At 69.3% G+C, this 26139-nt stretch carries 26 protein-coding genes; 11 read left to right on the top strand and 15 right to left on the bottom strand.

The window, feature by feature from the left end:
- Positions 1-28 precede the first annotated feature (28 nt).
- The gene (locus tag IH68_RS59735; RefSeq protein ID WP_030931879.1) at positions 29-346 is read right to left on the bottom strand and encodes a hypothetical protein; all 318 of its coding nucleotides are present in this window, start codon (positions 344-346) and stop codon (positions 29-31) included.
- A 140-nt stretch (positions 347-486) separates the two neighbouring features.
- Here IH68_RS59735 and IH68_RS52915 point away from each other — a divergent pair, with 140 nt between their 5' ends.
- Complete coding sequence (locus tag IH68_RS52915) at positions 487-699, top strand: FmdB family zinc ribbon protein (RefSeq protein WP_078912401.1); 213 nt, start codon at positions 487-489, stop codon at positions 697-699.
- A 93-nt stretch (positions 700-792) separates the two neighbouring features.
- On the opposite strand, the gene IH68_RS0110300 is transcribed toward IH68_RS52915, so the two are convergent.
- From IH68_RS0110300 to IH68_RS0110290, 3 genes are read right to left on the bottom strand one after another with little or no spacing between them, the layout of a single operon-like run.
- A complete protein-coding gene (locus IH68_RS0110300; RefSeq protein ID WP_030931876.1) occupies positions 793-1611 on the bottom strand; it encodes a hypothetical protein in 819 nt (272 codons plus the stop codon).
- A complete protein-coding gene (locus tag IH68_RS0110295) occupies positions 1611-4238 on the bottom strand; it encodes a phosphoribosyltransferase (protein WP_420718980.1) in 2628 nt (875 codons plus the stop codon). The genes IH68_RS0110300 and IH68_RS0110295 overlap by 1 nt, the downstream gene beginning before the upstream one ends.
- Positions 4239-4278: 40 nt before the next feature.
- Positions 4279-5445 carry an HpcH/HpaI aldolase/citrate lyase family protein gene (locus IH68_RS0110290; protein WP_030931870.1) on the bottom strand — a complete coding sequence of 389 codons (1167 nt, stop codon included), beginning with the start codon at positions 5443-5445 and terminating at the stop codon, positions 4279-4281.
- Positions 5446-5653: 208 nt separating this feature from the next.
- On the opposite strand from IH68_RS0110290, the gene IH68_RS0110285 reads away from it, so the two are divergent.
- On the top strand, positions 5654-6442 hold the full coding sequence (locus IH68_RS0110285) for a TerD family protein (RefSeq protein ID WP_030931869.1): 789 nt from the start codon (positions 5654-5656) through the stop codon (positions 6440-6442).
- Between the two features lie 39 nt (positions 6443-6481).
- Here the strand turns inward: IH68_RS0110285 and IH68_RS0110280 are convergent, their stop codons facing one another.
- From IH68_RS0110280 to IH68_RS0110255, 6 genes are all read right to left on the bottom strand, one after another.
- Positions 6482-7219 carry a TerD family protein gene (locus IH68_RS0110280; protein ID WP_030931867.1) on the bottom strand — a complete coding sequence of 246 codons (738 nt, stop codon included), beginning with the start codon at positions 7217-7219 and terminating at the stop codon, positions 6482-6484.
- A gap of 166 nt (positions 7220-7385) precedes the next feature.
- The gene (locus tag IH68_RS0110275) at positions 7386-8534 is read right to left on the bottom strand and encodes a DUF475 domain-containing protein (protein WP_030931866.1); all 1149 of its coding nucleotides are present in this window, start codon (positions 8532-8534) and stop codon (positions 7386-7388) included.
- A 52-nt stretch (positions 8535-8586) separates the two neighbouring features.
- Complete coding sequence (locus IH68_RS0110270) at positions 8587-9165, bottom strand: TerD family protein (protein WP_030931861.1); 579 nt, start codon at positions 9163-9165, stop codon at positions 8587-8589.
- A 103-nt stretch (positions 9166-9268) separates the two neighbouring features.
- A complete protein-coding gene (locus IH68_RS0110265) occupies positions 9269-9844 on the bottom strand; it encodes a calcium homeostasis/redox stress adaptation protein (protein ID WP_030931856.1) in 576 nt (191 codons plus the stop codon).
- A 113-nt stretch (positions 9845-9957) separates the two neighbouring features.
- Positions 9958-10416, bottom strand: a complete 459-nt coding sequence (locus tag IH68_RS0110260) for a peroxiredoxin (protein ID WP_030931853.1) — start codon at positions 10414-10416, stop codon at positions 9958-9960.
- Positions 10417-10593: 177 nt separating this feature from the next.
- Entirely contained in the window at positions 10594-11025 is a 432-nt protein-coding gene (locus IH68_RS0110255) for a DUF3052 domain-containing protein (RefSeq protein ID WP_030931848.1), read from the bottom strand.
- Between the two features lie 353 nt (positions 11026-11378).
- Between IH68_RS0110255 and aceE the strand changes: the two genes are divergently transcribed.
- Positions 11379-14126 carry a pyruvate dehydrogenase (acetyl-transferring), homodimeric type gene (gene aceE, locus IH68_RS0110250; protein WP_030931844.1) on the top strand — a complete coding sequence of 916 codons (2748 nt, stop codon included), beginning with the start codon at positions 11379-11381 and terminating at the stop codon, positions 14124-14126.
- Between the two features lie 38 nt (positions 14127-14164).
- Positions 14165-14902 (top strand): potassium channel family protein, encoded by a 738-nt coding sequence (locus IH68_RS0110245; protein WP_030931843.1) that lies wholly within the window; start codon positions 14165-14167, stop codon positions 14900-14902.
- 70 nt (positions 14903-14972) lie between these two features.
- On the opposite strand, the gene IH68_RS0110240 is transcribed toward IH68_RS0110245, so the two are convergent.
- A complete protein-coding gene (locus IH68_RS0110240) occupies positions 14973-15281 on the bottom strand; it encodes a hypothetical protein (RefSeq protein WP_030931841.1) in 309 nt (102 codons plus the stop codon).
- A 277-nt stretch (positions 15282-15558) separates the two neighbouring features.
- On the bottom strand, positions 15559-17178 hold the full coding sequence (locus tag IH68_RS0110235) for an MFS transporter (RefSeq protein WP_030931839.1): 1620 nt from the start codon (positions 17176-17178) through the stop codon (positions 15559-15561).
- A 66-nt stretch (positions 17179-17244) separates the two neighbouring features.
- Here IH68_RS0110235 and IH68_RS0110230 point away from each other — a divergent pair, with 66 nt between their 5' ends.
- The 3 genes from IH68_RS0110230 (at position 17245) to IH68_RS0110220 (ending at position 20129) form a co-directional block, all read left to right on the top strand.
- On the top strand, positions 17245-17871 hold the full coding sequence (locus IH68_RS0110230; RefSeq protein WP_030931837.1) for a TetR family transcriptional regulator: 627 nt from the start codon (positions 17245-17247) through the stop codon (positions 17869-17871).
- A gap of 113 nt (positions 17872-17984) precedes the next feature.
- Positions 17985-19202 carry an alpha/beta hydrolase gene (locus IH68_RS0110225; protein ID WP_030931836.1) on the top strand — a complete coding sequence of 406 codons (1218 nt, stop codon included), beginning with the start codon at positions 17985-17987 and terminating at the stop codon, positions 19200-19202.
- Positions 19203-19259: 57 nt separating this feature from the next.
- Positions 19260-20129 carry a DUF4429 domain-containing protein gene (locus tag IH68_RS0110220; protein ID WP_030931835.1) on the top strand — a complete coding sequence of 290 codons (870 nt, stop codon included), beginning with the start codon at positions 19260-19262 and terminating at the stop codon, positions 20127-20129.
- Positions 20130-20182: 53 nt separating this feature from the next.
- On the opposite strand, the gene IH68_RS0110215 is transcribed toward IH68_RS0110220, so the two are convergent.
- Entirely contained in the window at positions 20183-21199 is a 1017-nt protein-coding gene (locus tag IH68_RS0110215; protein WP_030931834.1) for an aldo/keto reductase, read from the bottom strand.
- Positions 21199-21666 carry a MerR family transcriptional regulator gene (locus IH68_RS0110210; protein WP_030931829.1) on the bottom strand — a complete coding sequence of 156 codons (468 nt, stop codon included), beginning with the start codon at positions 21664-21666 and terminating at the stop codon, positions 21199-21201. The genes IH68_RS0110215 and IH68_RS0110210 overlap by 1 nt, the downstream gene beginning before the upstream one ends.
- 97 nt (positions 21667-21763) lie before the next feature.
- On the opposite strand from IH68_RS0110210, the gene IH68_RS0110205 reads away from it, so the two are divergent.
- Both IH68_RS0110205 and IH68_RS0110200 read left to right on the top strand, forming a co-directional pair.
- Entirely contained in the window at positions 21764-22234 is a 471-nt protein-coding gene (locus IH68_RS0110205) for a GNAT family N-acetyltransferase (RefSeq protein ID WP_030931827.1), read from the top strand.
- Between the two features lie 18 nt (positions 22235-22252).
- Positions 22253-23074: a serine hydrolase domain-containing protein gene (locus IH68_RS0110200; RefSeq protein WP_030931825.1), complete on the top strand. Its 822-nt coding sequence runs from the start codon at positions 22253-22255 to the stop codon at positions 23072-23074.
- 90 nt (positions 23075-23164) lie between these two features.
- On the opposite strand, the gene IH68_RS0110195 is transcribed toward IH68_RS0110200, so the two are convergent.
- Positions 23165-23839 carry a pirin family protein gene (locus tag IH68_RS0110195; protein ID WP_107057450.1) on the bottom strand — a complete coding sequence of 225 codons (675 nt, stop codon included), beginning with the start codon at positions 23837-23839 and terminating at the stop codon, positions 23165-23167.
- Positions 23840-23913: 74 nt separating this feature from the next.
- Here IH68_RS0110195 and IH68_RS0110190 point away from each other — a divergent pair, with 74 nt between their 5' ends.
- A complete protein-coding gene (locus IH68_RS0110190; RefSeq protein ID WP_030931818.1) occupies positions 23914-25119 on the top strand; it encodes a PucR family transcriptional regulator in 1206 nt (401 codons plus the stop codon).
- 89 nt (positions 25120-25208) lie between these two features.
- A complete protein-coding gene (locus tag IH68_RS0110185; RefSeq protein ID WP_030931815.1) occupies positions 25209-26126 on the top strand; it encodes an ACP S-malonyltransferase in 918 nt (305 codons plus the stop codon).
- Positions 26127-26139: the final 13 nt, after the last annotated feature.

Genomic DNA, 26139 nt, shown 5'->3' with positions numbered 1-26139 from the left:
GTGGGGGGTGTGGTGCGGGCCTCGGGGGTCAGCCGAGGCCCATGGCGCCAGACCGGACGGCGTACGGGACGCTGTCGGCGGGCGTTCCTGCGATGCCGTTCAGCGGCAGCGGCTCCAGGGAGGTGGCCAGGTCCATGCGGTGGACGACGACGGCGGTCGACACGGACGGGGCGGTGCCCGCGTACCAGGCGGCGGGGTCGTCCGCGGTGGTGCCGGACTTGCCGGTCGCGGTCGCGGTGGAGACGGCGGGGTGGCCGGCCGGCCGGATGGCGCTGGGTCCGGTGCGGCCGGGGCGTGGGCGGCGGCGGTCAGCCGACCGACCACGTCGTTGTGCTGTCCCGATCACGCCCGGAAACTACCAACGATCTTCGCGAGTTCTCCACATGAGAATCCAACAGGAACGATCACATACCGAGCAGTGGATAACATGATGGACGCGTGACTTGGATCACACTCGCTGTTGCGGACCACCGCTAACCTGGTCGCATGCCTCGCTATGAGTACCGCTGCCGGAGTTGCGGCGACACGTTTGAACTGAGCCGGCCGATGGCCCAGTCCTCCGACCCGGCGACGTGCCCCGCGGGGCATGACGACACTGTGAAGCTGCTGTCCACCGTGGCGGTGGGCGGGACTGCGTCCGCACCCGCCGCGGCGCCAAAGGCGGGCGGCGGGTGTTGTGGTGGAGGGTGTTGCGGCTAGGCAAACGGTGCATTGTCGGCTGCGGGTGTGTTGGGGTTGACCGCGCCCACGCGTCGGTAGCCGCAGAGCAGATCAGACACAGCTCCCGCGCCCCTAATGGGGCGCTGTCGTGCGGGTCGCCTTCAGGAACTCCCGGAGGATTCGCTCCCCCGCCAACACCCCCCGCTCCGGGAGCGCCGTGATCGCCGGTGCCGTCCAGGCAGCGTCGGCCAGCTCGCCGTGACCCGGGCGCCAGCCGCGGTCGGCGGCGAGCAGCAGGTCGGCGTCGAGCAGCGAGTCGCCCGCGGCCAGCGTCAGGTCCGCCCCCGTGCGCCGGGCGACCTCGTGCATCGCCGCGCTCTTGGTCAGCGGCTTCGGGACGGCGTAGATCTTGCGGCCCTGCAGTGACACCGTCCAGCCGCGGTTCTCCGCCCACACCGCGAGTTCCTTGACCCACTCCTCGGGCAGCAGTTCCCGCTCGACGACTAGATAGGCGAAGAGGTCCTCGGCGACCCGGTGCTTGCGCACCCACTCCGGGTCCGCCGTGTCCAGCAGATGTTCCCGCACCTCGTCCAGCGGAGCGCACTGCTCGGCCAGCCGCGCCGTCACCTGCGCATGCCAGTCGAGGTCGGAGACACCGTCCACCATCAGATGGCCGCCGTTGGCGCAGATCGCGTACTTCGGCGCCGGGCCCGGCAGGTTGATGCGCTGGTACTGCTTGCGGGTCCGGGTCGTCGTCGGTACGAAGACCGCCGCGTCGCCGAGATCGGTCAGCAGGCCGGCCGCGGTCTCCGTCATGAACGACAGCGGCTTGGCCTCGTGCACCTCCACGCAGAGCAGCCGGGGCGCCCGCGCGTCCGGCATGGTCAGCGCGAGGGCCGCAGAGGAGTAGATGAGCGTACGGTCGAGGTCGCTCGCCACCAGCACCGGCATCAGACCGCCACCGCCCTGCCGTCGGCGCCCGTGGCGCCCCGCGTGTACTTGGGGTGGATCAACCCCACACAGGTGTAAGGCAGTTCGGCCACCTCTTCCACCGGCACTCCTCTCTGCTCGGCCAGCAGCCGGACGTGGTCCAGGTCGGCGCCCGCCCCGGCCTTCGCAAGGATCTTCCAGGGCACCCGGCGCAGCAGCACGCGCGTCGTCTCGCCGACGCCGGGCTTGACGAGGTTCACGTCGTGGATGCCGTACTCCTCGCTGATCCGTTCGACGGCCGCCCAGCCCTCCCAGGTCGGCTCGCGGTCGCCGGACAGCAGTTCCTTGACCTGCGTGCTGACGGCGTCCGCGACCTCCGGGAAACGGGCGGCTACGGCGTCCAGGAAGGCCACCGAGACATCGGTGCCGGCGAGTTCGCGGTAGAACTTGGCGCCATGGAAGTCGTGCGGGCCGACCAGGTCCGCGCGCAGCACCGTCCGCGAAATCAGGCCCGAGACGGTCGAGTTGAGGCAGGCGGAGGGTATGAGGAAGTCCTCCCGGGTGCCGTACGTCCGCACGCACGAGCCCGGGTCGGCCAGCACCGCGATCTCCGGGTCGAAGCCGGTGATGCCGTCGGAGGCCTCGAACTCCTCGATGGCGTCGGCGAGTTCGCGGGTGATGGCGCCCTTGCCGGTCCAGCCGTCGACGAAGACGACGTCGGACGGGTCGTGGTGGGCGGCCAGCCAGCGCAGCGCGTTGGCGTCGATACCGCGGCCGCGGACGATCGAGACGGCGTAGTGGGGAAGGTCGAGTCCGTGTCGGAACTGGGCCCAGCGGCGCATCAGCACGCCGACCGGGGTGCCGGCACGGGCCAGCGAGACGAGCACCGGCCGCGGGGACCGCTCGGCGAGCACGATCTCCGTAACCGCGCCGACCGCCAGGGCGAGACGCGCCGCGGACTCCTCCAGCGCCGTGTGGAACAGCTCCTGGTACTGCTCGCTCGGCTGGTACTCCACCGGCAGCGACTCCGCGTAGTGCGCACCGCCGCTCTGGATGGCCTCCTCCCGCTCCTCGGTCGGCGCCTCCAGCGTCACGTCCGAGAGGTCCTGCAGCAGCCAGCCGACCTCCTCGGGCGGATACGAGGAGAAGGCGGGGCCGCGGAGGGGCTCGGGCAGCATGGAGGGCCTTTCGGGAACGTACAGGGGCTCTGGCACGTAGGAGGGCACGACCGCCAGCAGAACGTGCGGGGCGTGGGCGGCCAGCTGGGCCAACAGGCCGTCCGGCGCATGCAGTTCGGGGGTGTCGGCGGCCGAGTCGACCACGGCGACCACCGCGTCGAAGCCGGCACCGGCCACGTTGTAGGCGTAGCGCTCGCCGGGGCCGTCGGCCGGGTCGTCGTGGGCGGGGAAGACCATGCGGCTGCGTATTGCGTAACCGGGGTCGTCGACCGCGAGGACGGGTGAGCGGGTGGTCGTGGAGTACCGCACCTCGGCGTCGGCGACCTGCTCCAGCTCGCGGGCGAGCCTGAGGGGCGTGTACATCAGCTCCTCGAAGCCGAGGATCAGTACGCGGTGCGCGTCCGGGGGGAGTGCCTCTGCGAGGCGGGCCGCCATCGCGGGCAGTGCGTTTTCGAGGCGGGCGCGGTGGGCCGGCGTGAAGCCGTGACGGCCCCCGTCGGGGAGGCCGCGGGGCCAGCAGAGGTCTACGCGGGAGATGTGGCCGCGGGGTCGCGTCTGCCGGGTGAGGTCGTCTTCCGGGTGCAGGTCGGTGGGGGCTTGTCGCGCAGTTCCCCGCGCCCCTGAGGGGGTGCTGCTCAGGTCGGCTTCAGTGGCACCGCCCTCCTTCAGGGGCGCGGGACTGTTTCGACTTGCGGCTCCGCCGCGGGGCGCGACCGGCCACGACGAACCCGCAGCCGACGAACTACCCGCCGCGGCACTCTCCGCCTCGTACCGCGCCACCAACGCCTGCCCCCTCTCCAGCACGCCGTGAGGCAACCGCACCGTCCCGGAAGCGGCCGCCACCAGGTCGACCCTCGCGCCGATCTCCCGCGCAAAGCCCTCCAGCCGCCCCAGATCCGCCGCCGACCGCATGTCGACCAGTGCCACCACCACATACCGCCGCCGCGGATACCGCCCGTGAAGGTCCCGGATGGTGTTCAGGACCGTATTGCCCGTCGAGAACTCGTCGTCGACCAGCACCAACGGCCCGTCCCCCACCAGCAACGCCGGATCCTCCGGCAGCAACAGGTGCGAGGTGGCATGCGAGTGCGACTCCTCGAAGCCGCCCGCCGGGGCGACCGAGGCGACCGGGCGCCGCGTGGAGTGCAGATACGGGGAGAGCCCCACACCGTCGGCGACCGAATGGCCAAGACCCGTCGCCGTCTCCGCGTACCCGAGGACGACCGCCCGGGCGGCCTCCTCCGCGCCCAGGAGCTCCCGCACCCGGCGGCCGAGTGCGAACCCGTACCCGTACACCACGGACGGCGACTGCGGCACATGCTTGCCGAGCACGTTGGAGACCAGCAGATGCGCCCGCTTGGGATTGCGCCGCAGGGCCAGCCCCAGCAGGTCGGTCAGCTTGTCGTCGCCCACGAGTTCGACACCGAGCCGCTCGGCGACCCATGTGCCGGACCAGACCGGGTTGTTCACTGCGTTGATCGCTTGCCCCTAGATATCTAGACAGTGCGGCTCAGCCGGGAATGCCCGCGGCGAGCAGATCCACAAAGCTGACGTCCTCGCGGGCGACGCCGAACACCTCGGCCCGCAGCATGGTCCGCTCGGCCCATGCACGGTGCGGCTTCACCTCGTTCATCTTGTTGGTGTACGCCGACCTCAGTACACCCCCGCCGCCCCGCTCGGGCCGCAGGATGTCCGCGGCGTCGCCGAACTCTTCGTGACTGACCACGGACAGTGCGTGTACGGGCAGTACGTGGGAGGGGTGGATGCAGGTCTTGCCCAGCAGGCCGTTGGCCTGGTCCAGGGAGATCTCCCGCAACAGCCCGTCCATGGCGTGCTCAATCAGTTTCTCGCGCAGCTCCACGGCCTGCCCCTCGAGGAACGGGCTGGTCCGCAGCATCGGCTTGAACATGCGCTCGGGGACCCGGAAGTACTCCCACACCGGCCCGGTCACCGTGAACCCGGTGCCGTCGGCCCGCCCCAGCAGGTTCACCACGTCGGAGATCACGGAGGCGACGACATGGACGTCGTACGCCGTCATGTCGGGGGCCCGGCGCAGGCCGTACGAGGAGCAGAAGTCGGTCACACCCAGGCGCAGTGCGAGCACGCGGTCGCGGTACTTGTCGACGGCGCGGGCGATGCCCTCCAGGCTCTCCACCCGCGACTCGCGGTAGAGCAGCTCGGGCGACTCCAGCACCGGCATGGCGAACAGCCGGTGCCCGCTCGCGGCCTCGGCGCTCGCCAGGGCCTCCAGGAAGGGGATCCCGCGCTCCTCGGTGAACTTGGGGAGCACGAATCCGGACAGCAGCCGCACGCTCGCCCCGAGTCGCTGAACGAGGTCGGGGATCTGCTCGGGCGTGCGGACCCGGACGAACAGCAGCGGCAGCTCGGTTCCGTCCCGCCCGGCCAGGTCGGCGAACTGACGGACGAGGTTCTCCTCCCCCGCCACCACGTCCGCGTCGTCGATCGAGTCCTCCAGGCACAGCACCATCGAGACCACGCCGAGTCCGGCCTGCTTGACGATGTCGTCGGCAAGCCGCGGCCGCGTGGCCGGACTGTAGAGCGTGGCGCCCAGGGCCGCGGAGAGCACCCGGGCCGGTGAGCCCGTGTCGAACTCGCACGGCTCCTGATGGAAGAGGCGCTGCCGCACCTCCGGGGCGATGTGCCCGAAATGACGCATAGAACTCCCCCGTGACGCCCGATAAGGCTATGGATTCAGTAATAGGTGGCCGGTAATAGTACGTAGAGAGTCGTGTCAAAGGTTCCCGCAGGGCATGAATTTCTGGTAACTCGGCCATGTCGACGGCGATTCGACGCTCCGTCGGCACAGTCGCGGGTCCCCCACCCCCGCGTTGTCGTGATCAGGACCGAGAGGGCAGGATGACCGCATGACGCACGCGATGCTGAAGGGGTCGAACGTCCCGCTCGAGGCCACCACGGTGCGCGCCGTGCTGCGCTGGACGCCCGGGCAGGGGGTCCCGGACGTCGACGCCTCGGCGCTGCTCCTCGGCCCCGACGGTCGTGTGCGCTCCGACGAGGACTTCGTCTTCTACAACCAGCCCCGGCACCCCTCCGGGAAGGCGAGGTGGCTCGGCAAGAAACGGGTCGCCGACGGCCTCACCGACACGATCCAGACAGATCTGGCCGGAGTCGAGGCCGACGTCAGCCGGATTCTCCTGGTCGCTTCGGCGGACGACGTCACCTTCGACCGCGTACAGGGGCTGCGCATCCTGCTGTACGACGCGACGAGCGCGGCCGACGAGCCGCTGATCCTCTTCGACATCAAGCCCCAGACGGGCAAGGAGACCGCCCTGATCTGCGGCGAGTTGTACCGCCGTGACGAGCTCTGGAAGTTCCGCGCCCTGGGCGAGGGCTACTCGGACGGTCTGAAGGGCCTGGCCACGGAGTTCGGCATCTCGGTGGACGAGTCGGAGGCCACCGAGGACCCGGCCCCCGAGGTCTCCCAGCCCCTCCCCCCGGAGCAGCCCACGGCGGTCCCCACGCAGCCGGCCTACGGCTACCCGCAGCAGCCCCCCACGACCCAACCCGCCTACGGCTACCCCCAGCCCACAGCGGCAGCCCCGTCCGGCTACGGCTATCCGCCTCCGGTGACGGTCCCGGCCCCGAACCCGGACTTCCGTCTGCCGCCGCAGGGCCCGCAATTCATCGGGCGTTAGCGGATTCTCAGGCGCCCCGGCCAAGACCGGCGTCCAGTGCTACCGCTCCACCGTGGACTTGTACCCCCGCCCCCACTGCAACCCCCACCCGTACAACCGATCCAGCTCCGCCTGGAACCCGTACACGAACTTCACCTCACGCCGCACCACCAGCTCCCCCTTCACGTTCTCGATCATCACCACCGCACACGACCGAGCCTGGGGATGCCGCTCATCAAGATGGATCTCGATCCGGGGCCCATTGCTGGGATACAGCGTGACTATCGCGTGCGTACGGTCGAACGCCGGCGTCTGGTCGTAGATGTACACGAACACCAGCAGCCGCTTGATCTCGTCCCGGTGGTCGAGGTTGACGTACATCGTCTCGCCGGACGCCGACCCGAACCGGTCGTCGCCGCTGAGCTTGACGTACGGCGGCGCATTGACGTCCCCGAGGTAGTTGCCGAGCGGCTGCACCACGCCCTTCGTGCCGTCCTGGAGCTCGTAGAGGCACGCCAGGTCGAGGTCGACGTTGACCATGCTCTGGCCGTGCCCCATGACCTCCGCGGGCTTGAGCGCCTTGAAGGGGTGTCGGAACAGGGACTCCCGCTGCGAGCCGCCGATGTCGGACGTCCGCATCCGCCAGCTCAGATTGACGCGCAGATGCCCGGTGGCGGCGCCCTGCTTGGTGAGGGAGACCTGGTGGTGCCGTTTGGTCAGCTCGATGGAGTTGGTGGCCGCGCTGCCCGAGTCGAAGTCGGCCTCGCGTCCGCGCCAGAGTCCGTCCAAGAAGCCCATTCCCGCCCCCAGATTCGCCCGGGTCCCGCTGGACCCGGCTTCACTTGAAAAACCGGCGGGGCGGCCGGTGGCCGGCCGCCCCGCACAGAGCGTTCCCTCAGAGCCTGCGTCATATCCCCGGCCGGGCGCGCGACGCCTGGCACACAGGCTCTCACCCGCAGGTGCGTCACACCCCGGACGAGATCTCAGTCTTCTCGTCCGAGCCCGTCGCTTTTCCCTCGGCTTCCGCGAGCGCCTTGTTGCGGCGCACCGAGGACCAGAAGGACCAGGCGATCAGGACGACACCGACGAGGCCGGTGATGACCTCGTTGATCTGGTACTGGATGGTGACCATGAGGATCACGGCCAGCGCACCGATCGCGTAGTGCGCGCCGTGCTCCAGGTAGACGTAGTCGTCGAGGGTGCCCTGGCGGACCAGGTACACGGTCAGCGACCGGACGTACATGGCGCCGATGCCGAGACCCAGCGCCATCAGCACGATGTCGTTGGTGATGGCGAACGCGCCGATCACACCGTCGAAGGAGAAGGACGCGTCCAGGACCTCGAGGTAGAGGAACATGAAGAACGCGGCCTGGCCGGCGAGGACGACCGCCGAGCGCTTCTTGCCGGTGCGCGCGGCCTCTTCCTCCTCCTCGTGCTCCCGCTCCTCCTCTTCCTCGAGCTTGTCCTCGAAGTAGCCGGAGAGTCCGCCGACGACCATGTACGTGATCAGGCCGGCGATGCCGGAGATCAGCACCGTCTGCGCCTTGTCGGCGTGCGCGCCGCCGTGCTGGTGGGCGTGGGTGGCGAAGGTGAACGAGGTGATCAGCAGGACGATGAGGGCGATGCACACCGCCAGCATGTCGACCTTGCCGAGCTTGGCCAGCGGGCGCTCGATCCAGCGCAGCCACTGGATGTCCCGGTCCTCGAAGATGAAGTCGAGGAAGATCATCAGAAGGAACATGCCACCGAAGGCGGCGATCGCCGGGTGGGCGTCGGTGACGAGCTGCTGGTACTGGTCCTTGTCGGTCAGGGCCAGGTTGACGGCGTCGATGGGGCTCTTTTTGGCGGTGACCGCGACGATGACGACCGGGAAGACCAGCCTCATGCCGAAGACCGCGATGAGGACGCCGACCGTGAGGAAGATCTTCTGCCAGAAGGCGTTCATCTTCTTCAGGATTCCGGCGTTGACCACCGCGTTGTCGAACGACAGCGAGATCTCGAGGATGGAGAGGATCGCCACGATGCCGAAGGCCTCCCACCCCCCGTAGAGGACGGCGACGGCCAGGCCGACCGCGGTAATCGCGAACGACCAGCCGAAGGTTTTCAGAAGCACTGGCTACCCAATCCGTATCGGTACGGGTCTCTCCCCCGCGCCGTACTCGCCTTTACGAAACGTTGACTCCGAAGTCTAGAGCGATGCCACGCAGCCCGGACGCGTACCCCTGTCCCACCGCCCGGAACTTCCATTCGCCCTGGTAGCGGTAGAGCTCACCGAAGATCATCGCGGTTTCGGTGGAGGCGTCCTCGCTGAGGTCGTAGCGCGCGAGCTCCTGGCCGTCGGCCTGGTTGACGACGCGGATGAAGGCGTTGCTCACCTGTCCGAAGGTCTGGGCGCGCTCGTCGGCCATGTGGATCGAGACCGGAAAGACGATCTTTTCGCAGTGGGCGGGCACCTGGCCCAGGTCGACCAGGATCGACTCGTCGTCGCCCTCGCCCTCACCGGTGAGGTTGTCGCCCGTGTGCTCCACCGAGCCCTCCGGGCTCTTGAGCTGGTTGTAGAAGACGAAGTACTCGTCCCCCAGGACCCGGTTGCCGGCGCCGCACAGCAGGGCGCTGGCGTCGAGGTCGAACGGGGCCCCGGTGGTGGAGCGCGCGTCCCAGCCGAGCCCGATCATCACCTGGGTCAGGTTGGGTGCGGCCTTGGACAGGGAGACATTGCCCCCCTTGGCGAGCGTGACGCCCATGATGCTGGTCCTCCCCGAGATGTTGCTTCTTTGGTTGTCCTGCGCGTCCGGCGCCGCACGCAAACGGTGCAGCGCCGGACGGTTCGAGACCCGTTGACGGATCTCAGACGTTCACGCCGAAGTCCTGCGCGATGCCGCGCAGGCCCGAGGCGTAGCCCTGGCCGATGGCGCGGAACTTCCACTCCGCACCGTGCCGGTACAGCTCGCCGAAGACCATGGCGGTCTCCGTCGAGGCGTCCTCGGAGAGGTCGTAGCGTGCGATCTCCGCCTCGCCCGCCTGGTTCACCACGCGGATGAACGCGTTGCGCACCTGGCCGAACGACTGCTGGCGGTTCTCGGCGTCGTAGATGGAGACCGGGAACACGATCTTCTCGACGTCGGCCGGGACGGCCGCGAGGTTGATCTTGATCTGCTCGTCGTCGCCCTCGCCCTCACCGGTGATGTTGTCGCCGGTGTGCTCGACCGAGCCGTCCGGGCTCTTGAGGTTGTTGAAGAAGACGAAGTTGGCGTCGCTGCCGACCTTGCCCGAGGCGTTCAGCAGCAGTGCGCTGGCGTCCAGGTCGAAGTCGGTACCGGTCGTGGTGCGGACGTCCCACCCCAGACCGACGATGACCGCGGTCAGGCCCGGGGCCTCCTTGGTCAGCGATACGTTGCCGCCCTTGCTGAGGCTGACTCCCACGAGTCCTCCATTGGTGTCCAGGGGCGGGGAGCCCCGCCGTGCGTTTGATACCGGATCAACGACTCGATCCTAGTGACGGGTTCCCGCCCCACGCATGGCTTGGAGCCGAAGAATCACAGGGTGTCGAGCGCCTTCACGTACTCGCTCAGGTCGCGGGCGTCCGGCAGTGCGTTGACGACGGTCCAGCGCACCACACCCTCCTTGTCGATGACGAAGGTGCCGCGCACCGCGCAGCCCTTGTCCTCGGCGAAGACGCCGTAGGCGCGGGAGACCTCGCCGTGCGGCCAGAAGTCGCTCAGCAGCGGGTACTCCAGGCCCTCCTGCTCGGCGAAGACGCGCAGGGTGTGGATGGAGTCGTTGGAGACGGCGAGCACCTGGGTGTCGCGGTCGGAGAACTGCGGCAGGTTGTCCCGCACCTCGCACAGCTCGCCGGTGCACACACCGGTGAAGGCGAAGGGGTAGAAGAGCAGGACCACGTTCTTGCTGCCACGGAACTCGGAGAGCTTCACGGTGGCGCCGTGGTTGTCCTTGAGCTCGAAGTCGGGGGCCTTGTCGCCGACCTGGATCGCCATCGGGATACGTCCCTTTCGGTGGGGCTGTTCGGGTGGCACCCACCTTACGCAGCGATCACAGAAAGCCGACGGACGGGCTGAGCATTGTCTTCTCAGCCCGTCCGGCGTTTGAGGACGAGGCCGTTCAGGCCGAATGGGGGGTGTGGGGGCACAGCCCCCGGCCACGACGGCCGACGGTCACCGCTTGGACTTGGCCGCCTTGGGCGTCACGAGCCGGCTGCCACTCCAGTCCTTGCCCACGCTGACGCTCTTGGAGGCGGACAGCCCCGCCGTCGTCGCGGCTTCGGAGATGTCGCTCGGCTCCACGTAGCCGTCGCGGCCGGTCTTCGGCGTCAGCAGCAGGATCGAGCCGCCCTCCTCGATGTACGTGGTGGCGTCCACCAGCACATCGGTCAGGTCGCCGTCCTCGTCGCGGAACCAGAGCACCACGGCATCGGCGACGTCGTCGTAGTCCTCGTCCACAAGGTCGCTGCCGATGACCTGCTCAATGGCCTCGCGGAGTTCCTGGTCTACGTCGTCGTCGTAGCCGATCTCCTGGACCACCTGCTCGGGCTGGAACCCCAGCCTGACGGCAGGGCTCGTCTCCGCGTGGTCCGCGGTCGCGCTCACGGGTTGCCTCCTGATCATGTCTTGGTGAGTATCTCAGCCACGCGCGTGCGCGAAGCATTGGCCGTAGTCCACACGGGCGGGGCGGATCGCGCAAGTACCCGGCCGTTCAGACCGCCGAAACGGTGACGATCCTGGCCGTGTCACCCCAACTTCAGGCATGCAACCGGCGCCACAAGTGACCTACACCACACCTTTCTGCCCCCTTTGTGGCATTGGGAACCAGCTGGAGCTGACGTAGGTCTCGGTTACCTCTCAGTAGAGATGACGTTTGCTTCCCCGAGGTACACGATGGGGAACGGTGCAGGCGTACCGAAAAGCAGCTCATTGCAGCCCTCTGACAGGTAAGGAACAGCGTGGCTTCCGGATCCGATCGCAACCCGATCATCATTGGCGGCCTTCCGAGTCAGGTTCCTGACTTCGATCCCGAGGAAACCCAGGAGTGGCTCGACTCCCTGGACGCCGCCGTCGACGAGCGCGGCCGTGAGCGGGCCCGCTACCTGATGCTGCGGCTGATCGAGCGGGCCCGCGAGAAGCGCGTGGCCGTGCCCGAGATGCGCAGCACGGACTACGTCAACACGATCGCGACCAAGGACGAGCCGTTCTTCCCCGGCAACGAGGAGATCGAGCGCAAGGTCCTGAACGCCACCCGCTGGAACGCAGCGGTCATGGTCTCACGCGCCCAGCGCCCCGGCATCGGCGTCGGCGGCCACATCGCCACCTTCGCCTCCTCCGCGTCCCTCTACGACGTGGGCTTCAACCACTTCTTCCGCGGCAAGGACGAGGGAGACGGCGGCGACCAGGTCTTCTTCCAGGGCCACGCCTCTCCGGGCATCTACGCCCGCGCGTTCCTGCTCGACCGCCTCAGCGAGGAGAACCTCGACGGCTTCCGGCAGGAGAAGTCGAAGGCGCCGCAAGGGCTGTCCTCGTACCCGCACCCGCGGTCGATGCCGGACTTCTGGGAGTTCCCGACCGTGTCGATGGGCCTCGGCCCGATCGGTGCGATCTACCAGGCCCGGATGAACCGCTACATGCACGCGCGCGGGATCGCCGACACGAGCAAGTCCCATGTGTGGGCGTTCCTCGGAGACGGCGAGATGGACGAGCCGGAGTCGCTCGGCCAGCTGACCATCGCCGCCCGTGAGGGCCTGGACAACCTGACCTTCGTGGTCAACTGCAACCTGCAGCGCCTGGACGGCCCGGTGCGCGGCAACGGCAAGGTCATCCAGGAGCTGGAGTCGGTCTTCCGCGGCGCCGGCTGGAACGTGATCAAGCTGATCTGGGACCGCTCCTGGGACCCGCTGCTCGCCCAGGACCGCGACGGCCTCCTCGTCAACAAGATGAACACGACGCCGGACGGCCAGTTCCAGACGTATGCCACCGAGTCCGGCGCCTACATCCGCGAGAACTTCTTCGGCGACGACCAGCGGCTGCGCGCGATGGTCGAGGGCATGACCGACGACCAGATCCTGCACCTGGGCCGTGGCGGTCACGACCACAAGAAGATCTTCGCGGCGTTCTCGGCGGCCAAGGCGCACAAGGGCCAGCCGACGGTGATCCTGGCCAAGACGATCAAGGGCTGGACGCTGGGCCCGAACTTCGAGGGCCGCAACGCCACGCACCAGATGAAGAAGCTGACGGTCGACGACCTCAAGCGCTTCCGCGACCGGCTGCACCTGCCGATCTCCGACAAGGACCTGGAGGGCGGGCTCCCGCCGTACTACCACCCGGGGCGGAACTCGGAAGAGATCCAGTACATGCACGACCACCGCAAGCAGTGCGCCGGGTATGTCCCGACGCGTGTCGTGCGCTCCAAGCCGCTCGCGCTGCCGGACGACAAAACGTACGCGACTGTGAAGAAGGGCTCGGGTCAGCAGTCGATCGCGACCACGATGGCCTTTGTACGTCTCCTCAAGGACCTCATGCGGGACAAGGAGCTCGGCAAGCGGTTCGTGCTGATCGCGCCGGACGAGTACCGCACGTTCGGCATGGACTCCTTCTTCCCGAGCGCGAAGATCTACAACCCGCTCGGCCAGCAGTACGAGGCGGTCGACCGCGACCTGCTGCTCGCGTACAAGGAGTCGCCGACCGGCCAGATGCTGCACGACGGCATCTCCGAGGCGGGCTGCACCGCCTCGCTGATCGCGGCGGGTTCGGCGTACGCCACGCACGGCGAGCCGCTCATCCCGGTCTACGTCTTCTACTCGATGTTCGGCTTCCAGCGCACCGGTGACCAGTTCTGGCAGATGTCCGACCAGCTGGCACGCGGTTTCGTCCTGGGTGCGACCGCCGGCCGTACGACGCTGACCGGTGAGGGTCTGCAGCACGCCGACGGCCACTCGCAGCTGCTCGCCTCGACCAACCCGGGCTGTGTCGCCTACGACCCGGCGTACTCGTACGAGATCGCGCACATCGTCAAGGACGGTCTGCGGCGGATGTACGGCGGGGACGCGGAACACCCGCACGGCGAGGACGTCTTCTACTACCTCACCGTCTACAACGAGCCCATCCAGCACCCGGCCGAGCCGGAGAACGTGGACGTCGAGGGCATCCTCAAGGGCATCCACCGGCTCTCCGAGGGCACTTCGGGGTCGATCCCGGCGCAGATCATGGCGTCCGGCGTCGCGGTGCCGTGGGCCGTCGAGGCGCAGAAGATCCTCGCCGAGGAGTGGAACGTCAAGGCCGACGTCTGGTCGGCGACCTCCTGGAACGAGCTGCGGCGCGAGGCGGTGGACGTCGAGCGGCACAACCTGCTGCACCCCGAGGAGGAGCAGCGGGTCCCGTACGTGACCCAGAAGCTGTCGGGCGCGCAGGGGCCCTTCGTGGCCGTGTCCGACTGGATGCGGGCGGTTCCGGACCAGATCGCGCGGTGGGTGCCGGGGTCTTACCAGTCCCTGGGTGCCGATGGGTTCGGCTTCGCCGACACCCGTGGGGCGGCCCGGCGGTTCTTCCACATCGACGCGCAGTCGATCGTGGTGGCGGTGCTCACCGAGTTGGCCAAGGAGGGGAAGGTGGACCGGTCCGTGCTGAAGCAGGCCATTGACCGGTATCAGCTGCTGGATGTTTCGGCGGCGGACCCGGGTGCCGCGGGCGGCGACGCGTAGTCACAGAACCGCGCGTCGGTGTTCCATACGATGCGGGCATGAAGCAACAAACGGCTCAGGGGCGTTGGGAGCAGTTCACCCAACGCCCCTTGCTGGCGCTCGCGGTGGCTTTCGCCGTCGCGTACGCCGTGCCGATCGTGGACCACTCGGCGGGACATTCACTGACCGAGGTGTGCACGGCGGTCGAGTGGGTGGTGTGGGGGGCGTTCGCCACCGACTATGTGGTGCGGCTGGGGCTGGCCCGGCGGCGCAAGGAGTTCGTCCGTACGCACTGGCTGGACCTGTGCGCGGTCGTGCTGCCGATCCTGCAGCCTCTGCGGCTGCTGCGGATGGTGTCGACGCTGATACTCGTCGGACGGCGGGCGCGGATGGCCTCGCAGATCCAGCTGACGACGTATGTCGTGGGGTCCGTGGTCGGGTTGCTGATGTTCGGGTCGCTGGCCGTGCTGTCCGTGGAGCGGGAATCGCCGGACGGGAACATCCGCACACTGGGTGACGCCCTGTGGTGGTCGTTCACGACGATGACGACCGTAGGGTACGGGGATCATGCGCCGACCACCGGGCTCGGGCGGATGATCGCCGTCGGGCTGATGCTGTCCGGGATAGCCCTGCTGGGTGTGGTGACCGCGAACATCGCCACGTGGTTCATTGCACGGTTCGAGAAGGACGACGTGGAGGAGCGGCGGCAGACGGAGGCGATCGAGGCGCTCACGGAGGAGGTGCGGGCGCTTCGGGCCGAGGTGGCGGCGTTGCGGGAACCGTCGGGTACGCCGTGAACCGGGCTGCCCACACCTGAAGGTGGGCCCCCGGCCACCCGCCGGGGACCCTTCCCTCACACGCCCCGGGTCAGAAGAGACCGTTGCCCGGGGTTGCCGCTCCGGCGAGCCACACGATCGCCAGGAGCGTGTCGATGGCGCCCAGAACTAGGGCGACCAGGGCCGGTATGGGACCTGAGCGTGCCCAGGTACGGCCCATTGCGAGCCAGCCGCAGACGATCGCCACGGGGCCGAGGATGATCCCCAGCACGAAGAATCCCGCGACAGCGCAGATGGCTCCGATGATTCCGAGCGTTGCGCGATCCGGCCCGGTCCGTGACCACGTACGGCCACGTGAGCGGGGGTACCTGCGCGTTCCGTGTCCGAAGCCCGCCATCATCAACTCCCTGAACCCCGGGGTCTGTTCGGGGTTCAACAGGCGGGTACCCCCGGAGCGCTTCCTAACCCTCGGGCTGTCGGCGCGCTGCCCCCCTCCGGCAGCGCGCCGCAGCACCGGTCGCCCTCCACACCGTACGAACTTGCCCGAGGAACATGCCGTGTGGAGGGCGTGACCACTGTGGCCTGCGGCGCGCACCGGATGCGAGGAATCTTTAGCTTCTTCACCCTGATAGGCGAAGTCCGTTGAAAACCCGTCAGGTTCGCCGGGCTTCCCCGCGTCAGATGTGGGCCGCGCCCGCGCCCGCCTCCGCGTTCTCGCCGCGCTTGGTGAGCAGGGCGACGAAGACCGCCACGACCGCGACTGAGCAGGCGACCAGGGACGCCAGGCTCATGCCGGAGATGAACGTGTCGTGCGCGACGTCCGCGATCTTCGCGGCGATCGCCTCCGGGGTGCCCTTGGCGACCGGGGCCACACCGACCTGGACGGCCTCGGAGGCCTGGCCCAGCTGGGTCGGGGTGAGCGGGGGGAGGCCGGCGTCCTTCCAGTTGCCGGCGAGGTCGCTGTCGACCTTGGACGCCATCACGGCGCCGAGGACGGCCGTACCCAGGCTGCCGCCGATCTGCATCGCCGCCTGCTGGAGGCCGCCGGCGACGCCGGAGAGCTCCATGGGCGCGTTGCCGACGATGACCTCCGTGGCGCCGACCATGACCGGCGCGAGGCCGAGGCCGAGCAGGGCGAACCAGAGGGACATGACGGCGCTGCCGGTGTCCGCCTCCAGCGTCGACATGCCGTACATGGCGATCGCGGTGGCAGCCATGCCGCCGGCCAGCGGGATGCGCGGGCCCAGCTTGGTGATCAGGGCGCCCGCGAGCGGGGAGCCGACGATCATCATGCCGGTGAGCGGGAGCAGGTGCTCGCCGGCGTCGATCGGCTTCATCCCATGCACGTTCTGCAAGTAGAACGTCACGAAGAACAGGCCGCCCATGAACGCGATGGCCATCAGGACCATCAGCACGACACCCGCGGACAGCGCTACCGAGCGGAACAGGCCGAGCGGGATCAGCGGCTCCTCGACCTTCGTCTCCCAGAAGGAGAAGAGGACGAAGCCGACGATCGAGACGGCTATGAACGTCCAGGTCCTGCCGTCGCCCCAGCCCCAGCTCGGGGCCTTGATCAGGGCCCAGACCAGGCAGAACATCGCGCCGGAGAGCAGGGCGATGCCCAGGAGGTCGAAGGAGCGCGGCGCGTTTTCCGCGCGGTGGTCGCGCAGGATCAGCAGGCCCAGGATCAGGGCGATCGCGCCGACCGGCACGTTGATGAAGAACACCGACTGCCAGTTGACGTGCTCGACCAGGACGCCGCCGAGGATCGGGCCGCCCGCTGTGGAGGCGCCGATGACCATGCCCCAGATACCGATGGCCATGTTGAGCTTCTCGGCCGGGAAGGTCGCGCGCAGCAGGCCGAGCGCGGCCGGCATCAGCAGCGCGCCGAACAGGCCCTGGAAGACGCGGAAGGTGACGACCGCGGCGATGGAGCTGGACAGACCGATGGCGCCCGAGGCCGCGGCGAAGCCGACGACGCCTATCAGGAAGGTCTGGCGGTGCCCGAAGCGGTCGCCGAGCTTGCCCGCGGTGATCAGCGAGACCGCGAGGGCGAGGAAGTACCCGTTGGTGATCCACTGGACGTCGGCGAAGCTCGCCTTGAGGTCCTTCTGGATGGCCGGGTTGGCGATGGCCACGATGGTGCCGTCGAGGGCCACCATCATGACCCCGACGGCGACGGTGATGAGGGTGAACCACGGGTGGCCGCGCAGCCCGGAGGCCTGCGGCACGTCCGACGGGGCTGCCGACGCCTTGTCCCCCGGCCCCGTCGTGTCGATGGTGGTCTGACTAGTCATGCGTTCGAGGCTAGTGACAGCCACTGACAATTGACAAACCAATTCACAAGTCAGTAACTGACGCATATGGAAACACTCCGCGAACGCAAGAAGCAGCGCACCCGGGACGCGCTGCTGCGGGCCGCCGTCGAACTGTTCACCACGCGCGGGTACGAGGCGACGACCGTCGACGACATCGCCGAGGCCGTCGAGGTCTCACAGCGCACCTTCTTCCGCTACTTCGCCGGCAAGGAGGAGGCCGCGCTCGCCCTGCAGGAGCTGGCGGTGGCGCGGTTCGTCGAGGCCGTACGCGAACGGCCGGCGGACGAGGCGCCGATGCAGGCCCTGCGCCAGGCGGTCCTGGAGGGCTGGAACACGCTCCACGAGGTCATCGAGGCCGTCGTACCTGTCGAGCTGTATCTGCGTATGTACCGGGTGATCGAGTCGACACCCGTCCTGCTCGCCGCACATCTGCGGCGCAACGAGGAGACGGAGGACACGATCGCGCGGATGCTCGCCGAGCGGGAGGGCCTGGACGTGGACGCCGACCCGCGGCCGCGCCTTGCCGTGGCGGTCTTCGGCGGGGTGATGCGGGTGACGGAACGCCAGTGGTCCACCGGCGAGGACTTCAGCGTCGAGGCGATGCGCGCCTTGACGATTTCGTACCTCGAACAGGTGGGCCCCGCACTCACGGAGAGCTGGCGAACACGCTGAGGCACATCGCGAGGACATTGAGAGACACTGAGGTCATCGCCACGTTTATCGAAACGTGATACCCGTCACTCAGCTCACGCGAGACCCTCTCGTTCTCCTAGTGTGTCCTCCCAGTGACTTCCTTCGACACCTCCCCGCAACTGAACGTCTGGCGCGCGCTGCTCGCCCTGGCCGTCGTGTTCGTCATGCTGGCGACGACCGGCTGGACGGCCCTGAGCAGCCATCGCGGAGCGACTCCACTGCAGGCTTCGCTCTCCTCCTGGGAGCACGGCCGCATCCACGGGCGCTCTCTGCCGGACCCCGACGCGTCCCCCGGGCGCCTCACCCGCTTCTTCGCCTCGCTCACCGCTCAGGAGCGCACCCATCTCGCCCACCGCTATCCCCTCGCGGTCGGCAACATGAACGGTGCTCCCGTCGCGCTGCGCTACCGCGCCAACCGTCTCGCGCTCACCGAGCAGCGCAAGGTCGAGCTCGGGCGTATGCACGACAGCCGGCTCTCGCCCGTCGGGCAGCAGGACGCCGGCCGGCGGATGCACCGCTACCAGTCGTTGCTGCAGAAGGGCCGGCAGATCCTCGCCTTCGACCCCGAGGGCTCGGGGCGGGTCGCGGAGGTGCTCGGGGACCTGCAGCGCGCCGAGCGCGTGTCGGTCGTCGTCCCCGGCGTCGACACCGACCTGCTCACCTTCCAGAAGACCAACCGCCCGTACTCGGCGCCCGTCGGCATGGCCAAGTCGCTGTACGCGGCGGAGCAGGCGGCGAGCCCGACGACGCGTACGGCCGTGATCGCCTGGGCCGACTACACGGCGCCCGCCGGGCTCGGTATCGACTCGGCGACGGCGATGCGCGCGGCGGAGGGCTCGCTGCGGCTGAACGCGATGCTGCGCGGGCTGCCCGGCAAGGCGCCGGTCTCACTGTTCTGCCACAGCTACGGCTCCGTGGTGTGCGGCATCGCCGCGCCCGGACTGCCGCGCCGGGTGGCCGACATAGCGGTGGCCGCCAGCCCCGGCATGCGCGTGGAGAACGCCTCCCACCTGCGCACCACCGCCCAGGTGTGGGCGATGCGGGACGCCACGGACTGGGTCCAGGACGTGCCGTATCTGGAGCTCGGCGGGCTGGGCCACGGGGCGGACCCGGTGTCGGCCGCGTTCGGGGCACGCGTGCTGTCGGCGCGGGGCGCGAAGGGGCATGCGGGCTATTTCGAGCCGGGCACGGAGAGCGTGCGGAACTTTGCGGAGATCGGCGTTGGCGCGTACCGGTCGGTGCACTGCGCACGCGAGGAGAACGTGTGCCGGGAGGGTTTGTCCGGCGCGTCCATGGCCGGACGCGCGTAGAGGCGCAGAAACTGCGGTCTGCGCGGGGTGGAGACGAAGGACCGGGTCATGCATACGATGAGCCGCATGGGTGACGTACTGGCCGGATTTCATGCCGCCTGGGAGTTCGAGTCCGACTCCGTGCTCATCCGCTACGAACGGGGGATTCGAACACCCAAGCTCTTCCAGGCACTGGGAGAACGTCGTGTGCCGCTGGAGGCGATCTCCGGGGTGACGCTGTCCCCCGGGAAGCGCGGCACCGTCGTCCTGCGGGCCGAGGTGCGGCCCGGGGCCGATCCCCTGCTGGAGGCGGCGGCGGGGCAGCTGAAGGAAGGGTGCGATCCGTACCGGCTGGTGCTGCCTGCCGAGCGGGACGCTCTCGCCGAGTACTACGCCGACGAGCTGCGGGCGCTGTTGACCGCGGGCGGGGAGCCTGCCGAGCGGTATCTGGTGGCCGCGCCCGAGGCGCCCCGGCAGTTCAAGGCGTATGACGCGAAGGCGTCCTTCGACGGGAAGACCGTGCACTTCCGGTGGTTCTGGACGGGGGCGTCGTCGGCGAAGTGGAAGGCCGGGGACCAGAGTTTTCCGGTCGGCGAGCTGAGCGGGGTGGAGTGGCGGTCGCCGGAGGTGTTCGAGGGGCATCTGCGGTTGTTGCTGCGCAGTGCTGCGCAGGAGGCTGCGTCGGCCGTGCAGGTGGATCAGGATCCGGCGGCTGTGGTGTTCGGGTTGGGGTATGGGCCCGTGCATGAGTCACTGCCGTTTGCTGCGGCGGTGTTGGCTGCTGTGCGGGATGCCGGGCCGTCGGCTGTGGTGTCGGCCGGTGCGCCGAGGCGCGATCCGGCCGACATTGCTGAGCGGATCCGTCACCTGGGGGAGTTGCATCAGGCGGGGCTGGTGACGGATGAGGAGTTCTCCGTGAAGAAGGCGGAGCTGTTGGCGGAGCTTTAGCCTTCGGCGGTTCGTTGGCTGGTGCGGGTTGAGTGTGGCTGGTCGCGCCCGGTTTACTCCCTGCCTGCCGACGCGAAGGACATGTCCGGGTAGCGCGTTCCCGCCACCTTGCCCGCGATCGGCTCCAGCGCAGCCAGTTGCTCTTCCGTCAGGACGACGGCCGTCGCCGCTGCGTTCTCCTCCACCCTCCTGACCTTTGTTGTGCCCGGGATCTGGGCGACCGCCAGCCCGTGCACATCCGCCCGCTGCTGGACCCAGGCCAGGGCGATCTGGGCCGGGGAGGCGTTGTGGGCCTCGGCCACTGTGCGGATGGGGTCGAGGAGGGTCGCGTTGGTGGCCGCGTTGTCGCCCTGGAAGCGGGGCATCGTGCGGCGGACGTCGCCGTCGGTCAGGTCCTTCTGTGCGTTGGAGAAGGAGCCGGCGAGGAAGCCGCGGCCCAGTGGGGAGTAGGGGACCAGGGCCACGCCCAGTTCGCGGGCGGCCGGCACCACGTTGGCCTCGATGTCCCGGCTGAACAGGGACCACTCCGACTGCACGGCGGCGATCGGGTGCACGGCCTGCGCGGCGCGCAGTTCGTCGGCGGTGACCTCGCTGAGGCCGAGGTGCTTGACCTTGCCCTCGCGGACCAGCTCGGCCATGGCGCCGACGGTCTCCTCGATCGGGACGTTCACATCGCGCCGGTGCATGTAGTAGAGGTCGATGACGTCGACGTCGAGGCGGCGCAGGCTGCCCTCGACGGCCTGGCGGACGTACGGGGCGTCGCCGCGGATGACCCGCTTGGTGCGGTCGCCCGCCGGGACGCGTACGCCGAACTTGGTCGCGATGACGACCTCGTCCCGGTGCGCCTTGAAGAACGGCGACAGGAAACGCTCGTTGTCGCCGTCGCCGTAGCCCTCCGCCGTGTCGTACAGCGTGACGCCCAGCTCCAGTGCCCGCTCCAGGGTGGCTCGCGACTCCTCCGCGTCGGAGGGGCCGTACGCCCAGCTCATGCCCATGCAGCCGAGGCCCTGTACGCCGACCTCGGGGCCGTCGGCGCCGAGTCGTACGGTTGGGATCCTGCTGTCCGTCATCACACCTTCTCCGCCTCGTAGGCACGGGCGCGGTCGGCGTCCGCGTAAAAACTGATCTTCCGGTCGAGCACCGCGAGGGTGTCCTGCAGCTCGGCGATCCGGGCCAGCACGTCCCGGCGGGTCTGCTCGAGCAGCTCGAAGCGCTCGCCGAACGTGTGGTCGCCCTCGCGCACCAGCTCCGCGTACCGCACCATGTCGGCGACCGGCATCCCGGTCAGCCGGAGCTTGCCGACGAGGTCCAGCCAGTCGAGGTCGCGGTTGCTGTAGCGGCGCTGGCCCGTGTGCGAGCGGTCCACGTGCGGCATCAGGCCGATGCGCTCGTACCAGCGCAGGGTGTGCGCGGTCAGGCCGGTGAACGCGACGACCTCGCTGATCGTGTAACTGTCCTGGCCTTCGGGGCGCCGATGGGGGTGGGGCGGGGCACCGCAGCTGTCGGTCCTGGTGGGCGTGGTCTCCATCACCGTCATGCCCTCAACGCTATGACCTTCGAGTGCACTCCAAGCAAGCGGAACCGGTAAGAAAACGGCGGGACATGGGGCTGTGGCGGTGACTAGCGTGCGGGACATGAGTCTTGTACGCCGGGCCGTGCCCGAGGACGCGCGGGAAGTACTGCGGCTGCGCCAGGTGATGATCGATGCGCTGCCGGGGTCGGATCCTGCCACGGACTGGCACGAGCAGTCACTGCCGGGGCTGCGGGAGAGGCTGGGCGAGGCGGACGGGAACTTCGCCGCGTTCGTCGTCGACCATCCGGAGCGGCCGGGTGCGCTGGCGGCGCTGGTGGCCGGGACCGTCGACTACCGGATCGGGAAGGCGGGCGATCCGCACGGGGCGGTCGGCTTCGTCTTCAGTGTGGCGACCGATCCCGACGCGCGCCGTCGCGGGTACGCGCGCGCGGGCATGGACGTGCTGCTGGACTGGTTCCGGGAGCGTGGGGCCGCGCGTGTGCACCTCACCGCCTCCCCGGACGCGGAGCCGCTGTACGTCTCCCTCGGTTTCAAGCCCAAGCCCGACCCGTTGCTGGAGCTCACGCTGTGAGCGCTTAGGCTCGGCGGCATGTCGCTGAAGAGCCTTGCGCTGATCGAAAACTGGCCGGTTCCCACCGCCGCGGCGGGCGTGGTGCGGGGCGACGGCACGGTCCTCGGCACCCATGGCCCGGCAGGCCACCGCTTCCCGCTCGCCTCGGTCACCAAGCCGCTCACCGCGTACGCCGCCCTCGTCGCGTACGAGGAGGGCGCGATCGAGCTCGACGAACCGGCTGGTCCGCCCGGCTCGACGGTCCGCCATCTGCTGGCGCACACCTCGGGGCTCGCGTTCGACGAGCACCGGGTGACCGCGCCGCCCGGGGAGCGGCGGCTGTACTCCAACGCCGGGTTCGAGCAGCTCGGCGACCACATCGCGAAGGCGACGGACATTCCGTTCGGGGAGTATCTGCGGCAGGCGGTGCTGGAGCCGCTGGGGATGACCGGCACCTCCCTGGAGGGCTCCCCCGCCAAGGACGGCGTCTCGACGGTCGAGGACCTGCTGCGGTTCGCGGCCGAGGTGCAGGGGCCGCGGCTGCTGGATCCGCGGACCGTGGCGCAGGCGATGACGGTGCAGTACCCGGGCACGAAGGGTGTGCTGCCCGGGTACGGCCACCAGAACCCGAACGACTGGGGTCTCGGCTTCGAGATCCGCGACTCCAAGTCGCCGCACTGGACGGGCTCTTCGTCCTCTCCGCGGACCTTCGGGCACTTCGGGCAGTCGGGTACGTTCCTGTGGATCGACCCGGATGCGGGAGCGGCGGGCGTGGCCCTGACCGACCGGGCCTTCGGGCCCTGGGCGGTCGAGGTGTGGCCGGTGTTCACGGACGCGGTGCTCTCGGAGCTGCGGGGCTGAGGGCTCTTCCCGTCCCTGGGGGCTGCGCCCCCAGACCCCCGCTTTCGGCCTGAACGGCCTCGTCCTCAAACGCCGGACGGGCTGAAAAGATCAAACCCCGCCCGGGCTGGGAAGTCCCACCATCTCCCAGATCAACAGTTCCGCGTCCATCGCGGCCAGTGCCTCCACGTCCTTCGCATCCGTGATCCTGGCCGCGTCGCCGGGACCGAAATGCTCCCCGTCCAGGCGTACTTCGCCGCGTACGACGTGGACGTAGACGTGGCGCCCGTCCGGCACCGCCGTCCGCTCCCCCGCACCCAGGCGCCGTACGTGGAGCATCGCGCCCGCCTGAGGGACCGCGTACGGCGTCGAGTCGGCGATGCCGTGGACGATCTCGTATGCGGGGTCGCCGCCGGGCTCGCGGGGGGCCAGCCACATCTGGACGAAAGTCAGGGGGCGGTCGCCGTCGTTGCGCTCCACGTGCCGTACGCCCGCCGCAGAGCTCAGCCGCTGGACGTCGCCGGGCCGGACCGTCGTCTCGTGGCCGGCGGAGTCGCGGTGGGTCAGTTCGCCCTCGACCACCCACGTCACGATCTCGGTGTGACTGTGCGGGTGTTCGTCGAAGCCGGCGCCGGGCGCGAGGCGCTCCTCGTTGCAGGCGATCACCGCACCGAAGCGGAGGTTGTCGGGGTCGTAGTGCGGGCCGAAGGAGAAGGCGTGCCACGACTCGATGCCGGCTGCCGGGTCGCCCCCTGGATAGCGCTCCGCAGCGCGCCGTACGTCCATCACGAACTCCACGGTAGCCCTCAGCCTGCACCCGGCGACGCACACTCCCGTCCGGATAAGGCAGTCTTGTCCCCGTGCCCGAACCCGAAACGAGCAAGCCCGAAGCCGCCGCGCCCGGCGTCCACCAGCACGCCGCGACCCTGAAGCGACTGGAGAAGTCCTCCGGTTCTCTCGCCGCGCAGGCCATCGCACGCATGGACGAGACGCTGCCGTGGTACCGGGCGATGCCCCCGGAGAACCGTTCCTGGATCGGGTTGGTCGCCCAGGCCGGTATCGCCGCCTTCACCGAGTGGTTCCGGCATCCTGACGCCCCGCAGGCCATCTCGACGGATGTGTTCGGGACCGCGCCCCGCGAGCTGACCAGGGCGATCACGCTGCGGCAGACCGTGGAGATGGTGCGCACCACCATCGAGGTCATGGAATCCGCCATCGACGAGGTGGCGGCACCCGGCGACGAGAATGTGCTGCGCGAGGCGCTGCTCGTGTACGCCCGGGAGATCGCCTTCGCCACCGCCCAGGTGTACGCCCAGGCCGCCGAGGCACGCGGTGCCTGGGACGCTCGGCTCGAGTCTCTTGTCGTCAATGCCGTGCTGAGCGGGGAGGCCGACGAAGGGGCGGTGAGCCGGGCCGCCGCCCTGGGATGGAATGCGCCGGAGCATGTGTGTGTCGTCCTCGGGACCGCCCCCGACGGGGACTCCGAGCTGACGGTGGAGGCGATTCGGCGGGCCGCCCGGCACGCCAAGCTGCAGGTGCTCACCGGGGTGCTCGGGGACCGGCTCGTCGTCATCGCCGGTGGCAGCGACAATCCGATCGGCGTGGCGAAGTCGCTGATCGGGCCGTATGCGGCCGGGCCCGTGGTGGCCGGGCCCGTGGTGGCCGATCTGCTCGCCGCGACCCGGTCCGCGCAGGCTGCGGCCGCCGGGCTGAAGGCGTGTTCTGCCTGGCAGGACGCCCCGCGGCCGGTGCTGGCGGACGATCTGCTGCCGGAGCGCGCGATGGCCGGTGACCCCAGCGCGCGCGAGCAGCTGGTGGAGGAGATCTACAGACCGCTGGAGGAGGCCGGCTCGGCGCTTCTGGAGACGCTCTCCGTCTATCTCGAGCAGGCGAGCAGTCTGGAGGGCGCGGCCCGGATGCTCTTCGTTCACCCGAACACCGTGCGCTACCGGCTCCGACGTGTGACTGACGTCACCGGCTGGTCGCCTTCCGATGTACGCTCCGCCTTCACGCTGCGGATCGCGCTGATCCTGGGGCGTCTGGCCGACGGGGATCTCCCCGCCTAGTCTTTTGTCGGGGGTCCACAAAACCCCCTCGTGTTCTTCGTCCCTGTCCCCACGGGCGGCCTTGGCCGTCCACAAGAGAGAGTGTGAGAGTGCTCGTACTCGTCGCTCCCGGCCAGGGTGCCCAGACGCCCGGCTTCCTGACTCCCTGGCTCGAACTGCCCGGCGCCGCCGACCGCGTCGCCGCCTGGTCCGACGCCATCGGACTGGACCTCGCCCACTACGGCACAAAGGCCGACGCGGAGGAGATCCGCGACACCGCCGTGGCCCAGCCGCTGCTCGTCGCCGCCGGCATCCTGTCCGCCGCGGCACTCGGTGCCGTCACGCCGAACGCAGTCGCGGGCCACAGCGTCGGCGAGATCACCGCCGCCGCCTTCGCGGGCATCCTCGACGACACCTCCGCGCTCACCCTCGTACGCAAGCGGGGTCTGGCCATGGCCGACGCCGCCGCGATCACCGAGACCGGGATGTCGGCGCTGCTCGGCGGCGACCCCGAGGTGTCGGTCGCGCACCTGGAGAGGCTGGGTCTGACCCCGGCGAACGTGAACGGCGCGGGCCAGATCGTCGCCGCGGGCACGCTGGAGCAGCTCGCCGTGCTGAACGAGGACAAGCCCGAGGGCGTCCGCAAGGTCGTCCCGCTGAAGGTCGCCGGCGCCTTCCACACGCACCACATGGCGCCCGCCGTCGACGCGCTGGCGAAGGCCGCCGCCGAACTGGCCCCCGCCGACCCGAAGTTCACGTACGTGTCCAACAAGGACGGGCAGGCCGTCGCGACCGGCGCCGAGGTGCTTCAGCGACTGGTCGGCCAGGTCGCCAACCCGGTCCGCTGGGACCTGTGCATGGAGACCTTCAAGGAGCTCGGCGCGACCGCCCTCATCGAGGTCTGCCCCGGCGGCACGCTGGTCGGACTCGCCAAGCGCGCACTGCCGGGTGTGAAGACGCTCGCGCTCAAGACCCCCGACGACCTCGACGCGGCCCGCGAGCTCATCGCTGAGCACGCCAACGCCTGACCCCAAGGAGCCG

Origin of the sequence: Streptomyces sp. NRRL S-646, from assembly GCF_000720765.1 — a bacterium.
Lineage (GTDB): Bacteria > Actinomycetota > Actinomycetes > Streptomycetales > Streptomycetaceae > Streptomyces.
Note: the sequence above shows the minus strand (reverse complement) of the source record. Positions and strands in the feature narration are given on the sequence as shown.

Excerpts from the sequence above, each read along its gene's own strand:
- IH68_RS0110215 (WP_030931834.1), bottom strand. The coding sequence starts at position 21,199 with ATGACGGACAGCAGGATCCCAACCGTACGACTCGGCGCCGACGGCCCC.
- IH68_RS0110240 (WP_030931841.1), bottom strand. The coding sequence starts at position 15,281 with ATGATGGCGGGCTTCGGACACGGAACGCGCAGGTACCCCCGCTCACGT.
- IH68_RS0110235 (WP_030931839.1), bottom strand. The coding sequence starts at position 17,178 with ATGACTAGTCAGACCACCATCGACACGACGGGGCCGGGGGACAAGGCG.
- IH68_RS0110210 (WP_030931829.1), bottom strand. The coding sequence starts at position 21,666 with ATGACGGTGATGGAGACCACGCCCACCAGGACCGACAGCTGCGGTGCC.
- IH68_RS52915 (WP_078912401.1), top strand. The coding sequence starts at position 487 with ATGCCTCGCTATGAGTACCGCTGCCGGAGTTGCGGCGACACGTTTGAA.
- IH68_RS0110300 (WP_030931876.1), bottom strand. The coding sequence starts at position 1,611 with ATGCCGGTGCTGGTGGCGAGCGACCTCGACCGTACGCTCATCTACTCC.
- IH68_RS0110220 (WP_030931835.1), top strand. The coding sequence starts at position 19,260 with ATGAGCCGCATGGGTGACGTACTGGCCGGATTTCATGCCGCCTGGGAG.
- IH68_RS0110195 (WP_107057450.1), bottom strand. The coding sequence starts at position 23,839 with ATGGACGTACGGCGCGCTGCGGAGCGCTATCCAGGGGGCGACCCGGCA.
- IH68_RS0110205 (WP_030931827.1), top strand. The coding sequence starts at position 21,764 with ATGAGTCTTGTACGCCGGGCCGTGCCCGAGGACGCGCGGGAAGTACTG.
- IH68_RS0110200 (WP_030931825.1), top strand. The coding sequence starts at position 22,253 with ATGTCGCTGAAGAGCCTTGCGCTGATCGAAAACTGGCCGGTTCCCACC.
- IH68_RS0110280 (WP_030931867.1), bottom strand. The coding sequence starts at position 7,219 with ATGGGCTTCTTGGACGGACTCTGGCGCGGACGCGAGGCCGACTTCGAC.
- IH68_RS0110230 (WP_030931837.1), top strand. The coding sequence starts at position 17,245 with ATGGAAACACTCCGCGAACGCAAGAAGCAGCGCACCCGGGACGCGCTG.
- IH68_RS0110245 (WP_030931843.1), top strand. The coding sequence starts at position 14,165 with ATGAAGCAACAAACGGCTCAGGGGCGTTGGGAGCAGTTCACCCAACGC.
- IH68_RS0110270 (WP_030931861.1), bottom strand. The coding sequence starts at position 9,165 with ATGGGCGTCACGCTCGCCAAGGGGGGCAATGTCTCCCTGTCCAAGGCC.
- IH68_RS0110290 (WP_030931870.1), bottom strand. The coding sequence starts at position 5,445 with ATGCGTCATTTCGGGCACATCGCCCCGGAGGTGCGGCAGCGCCTCTTC.
- IH68_RS0110285 (WP_030931869.1), top strand. The coding sequence starts at position 5,654 with ATGACGCACGCGATGCTGAAGGGGTCGAACGTCCCGCTCGAGGCCACC.
- IH68_RS0110260 (WP_030931853.1), bottom strand. The coding sequence starts at position 10,416 with ATGGCGATCCAGGTCGGCGACAAGGCCCCCGACTTCGAGCTCAAGGAC.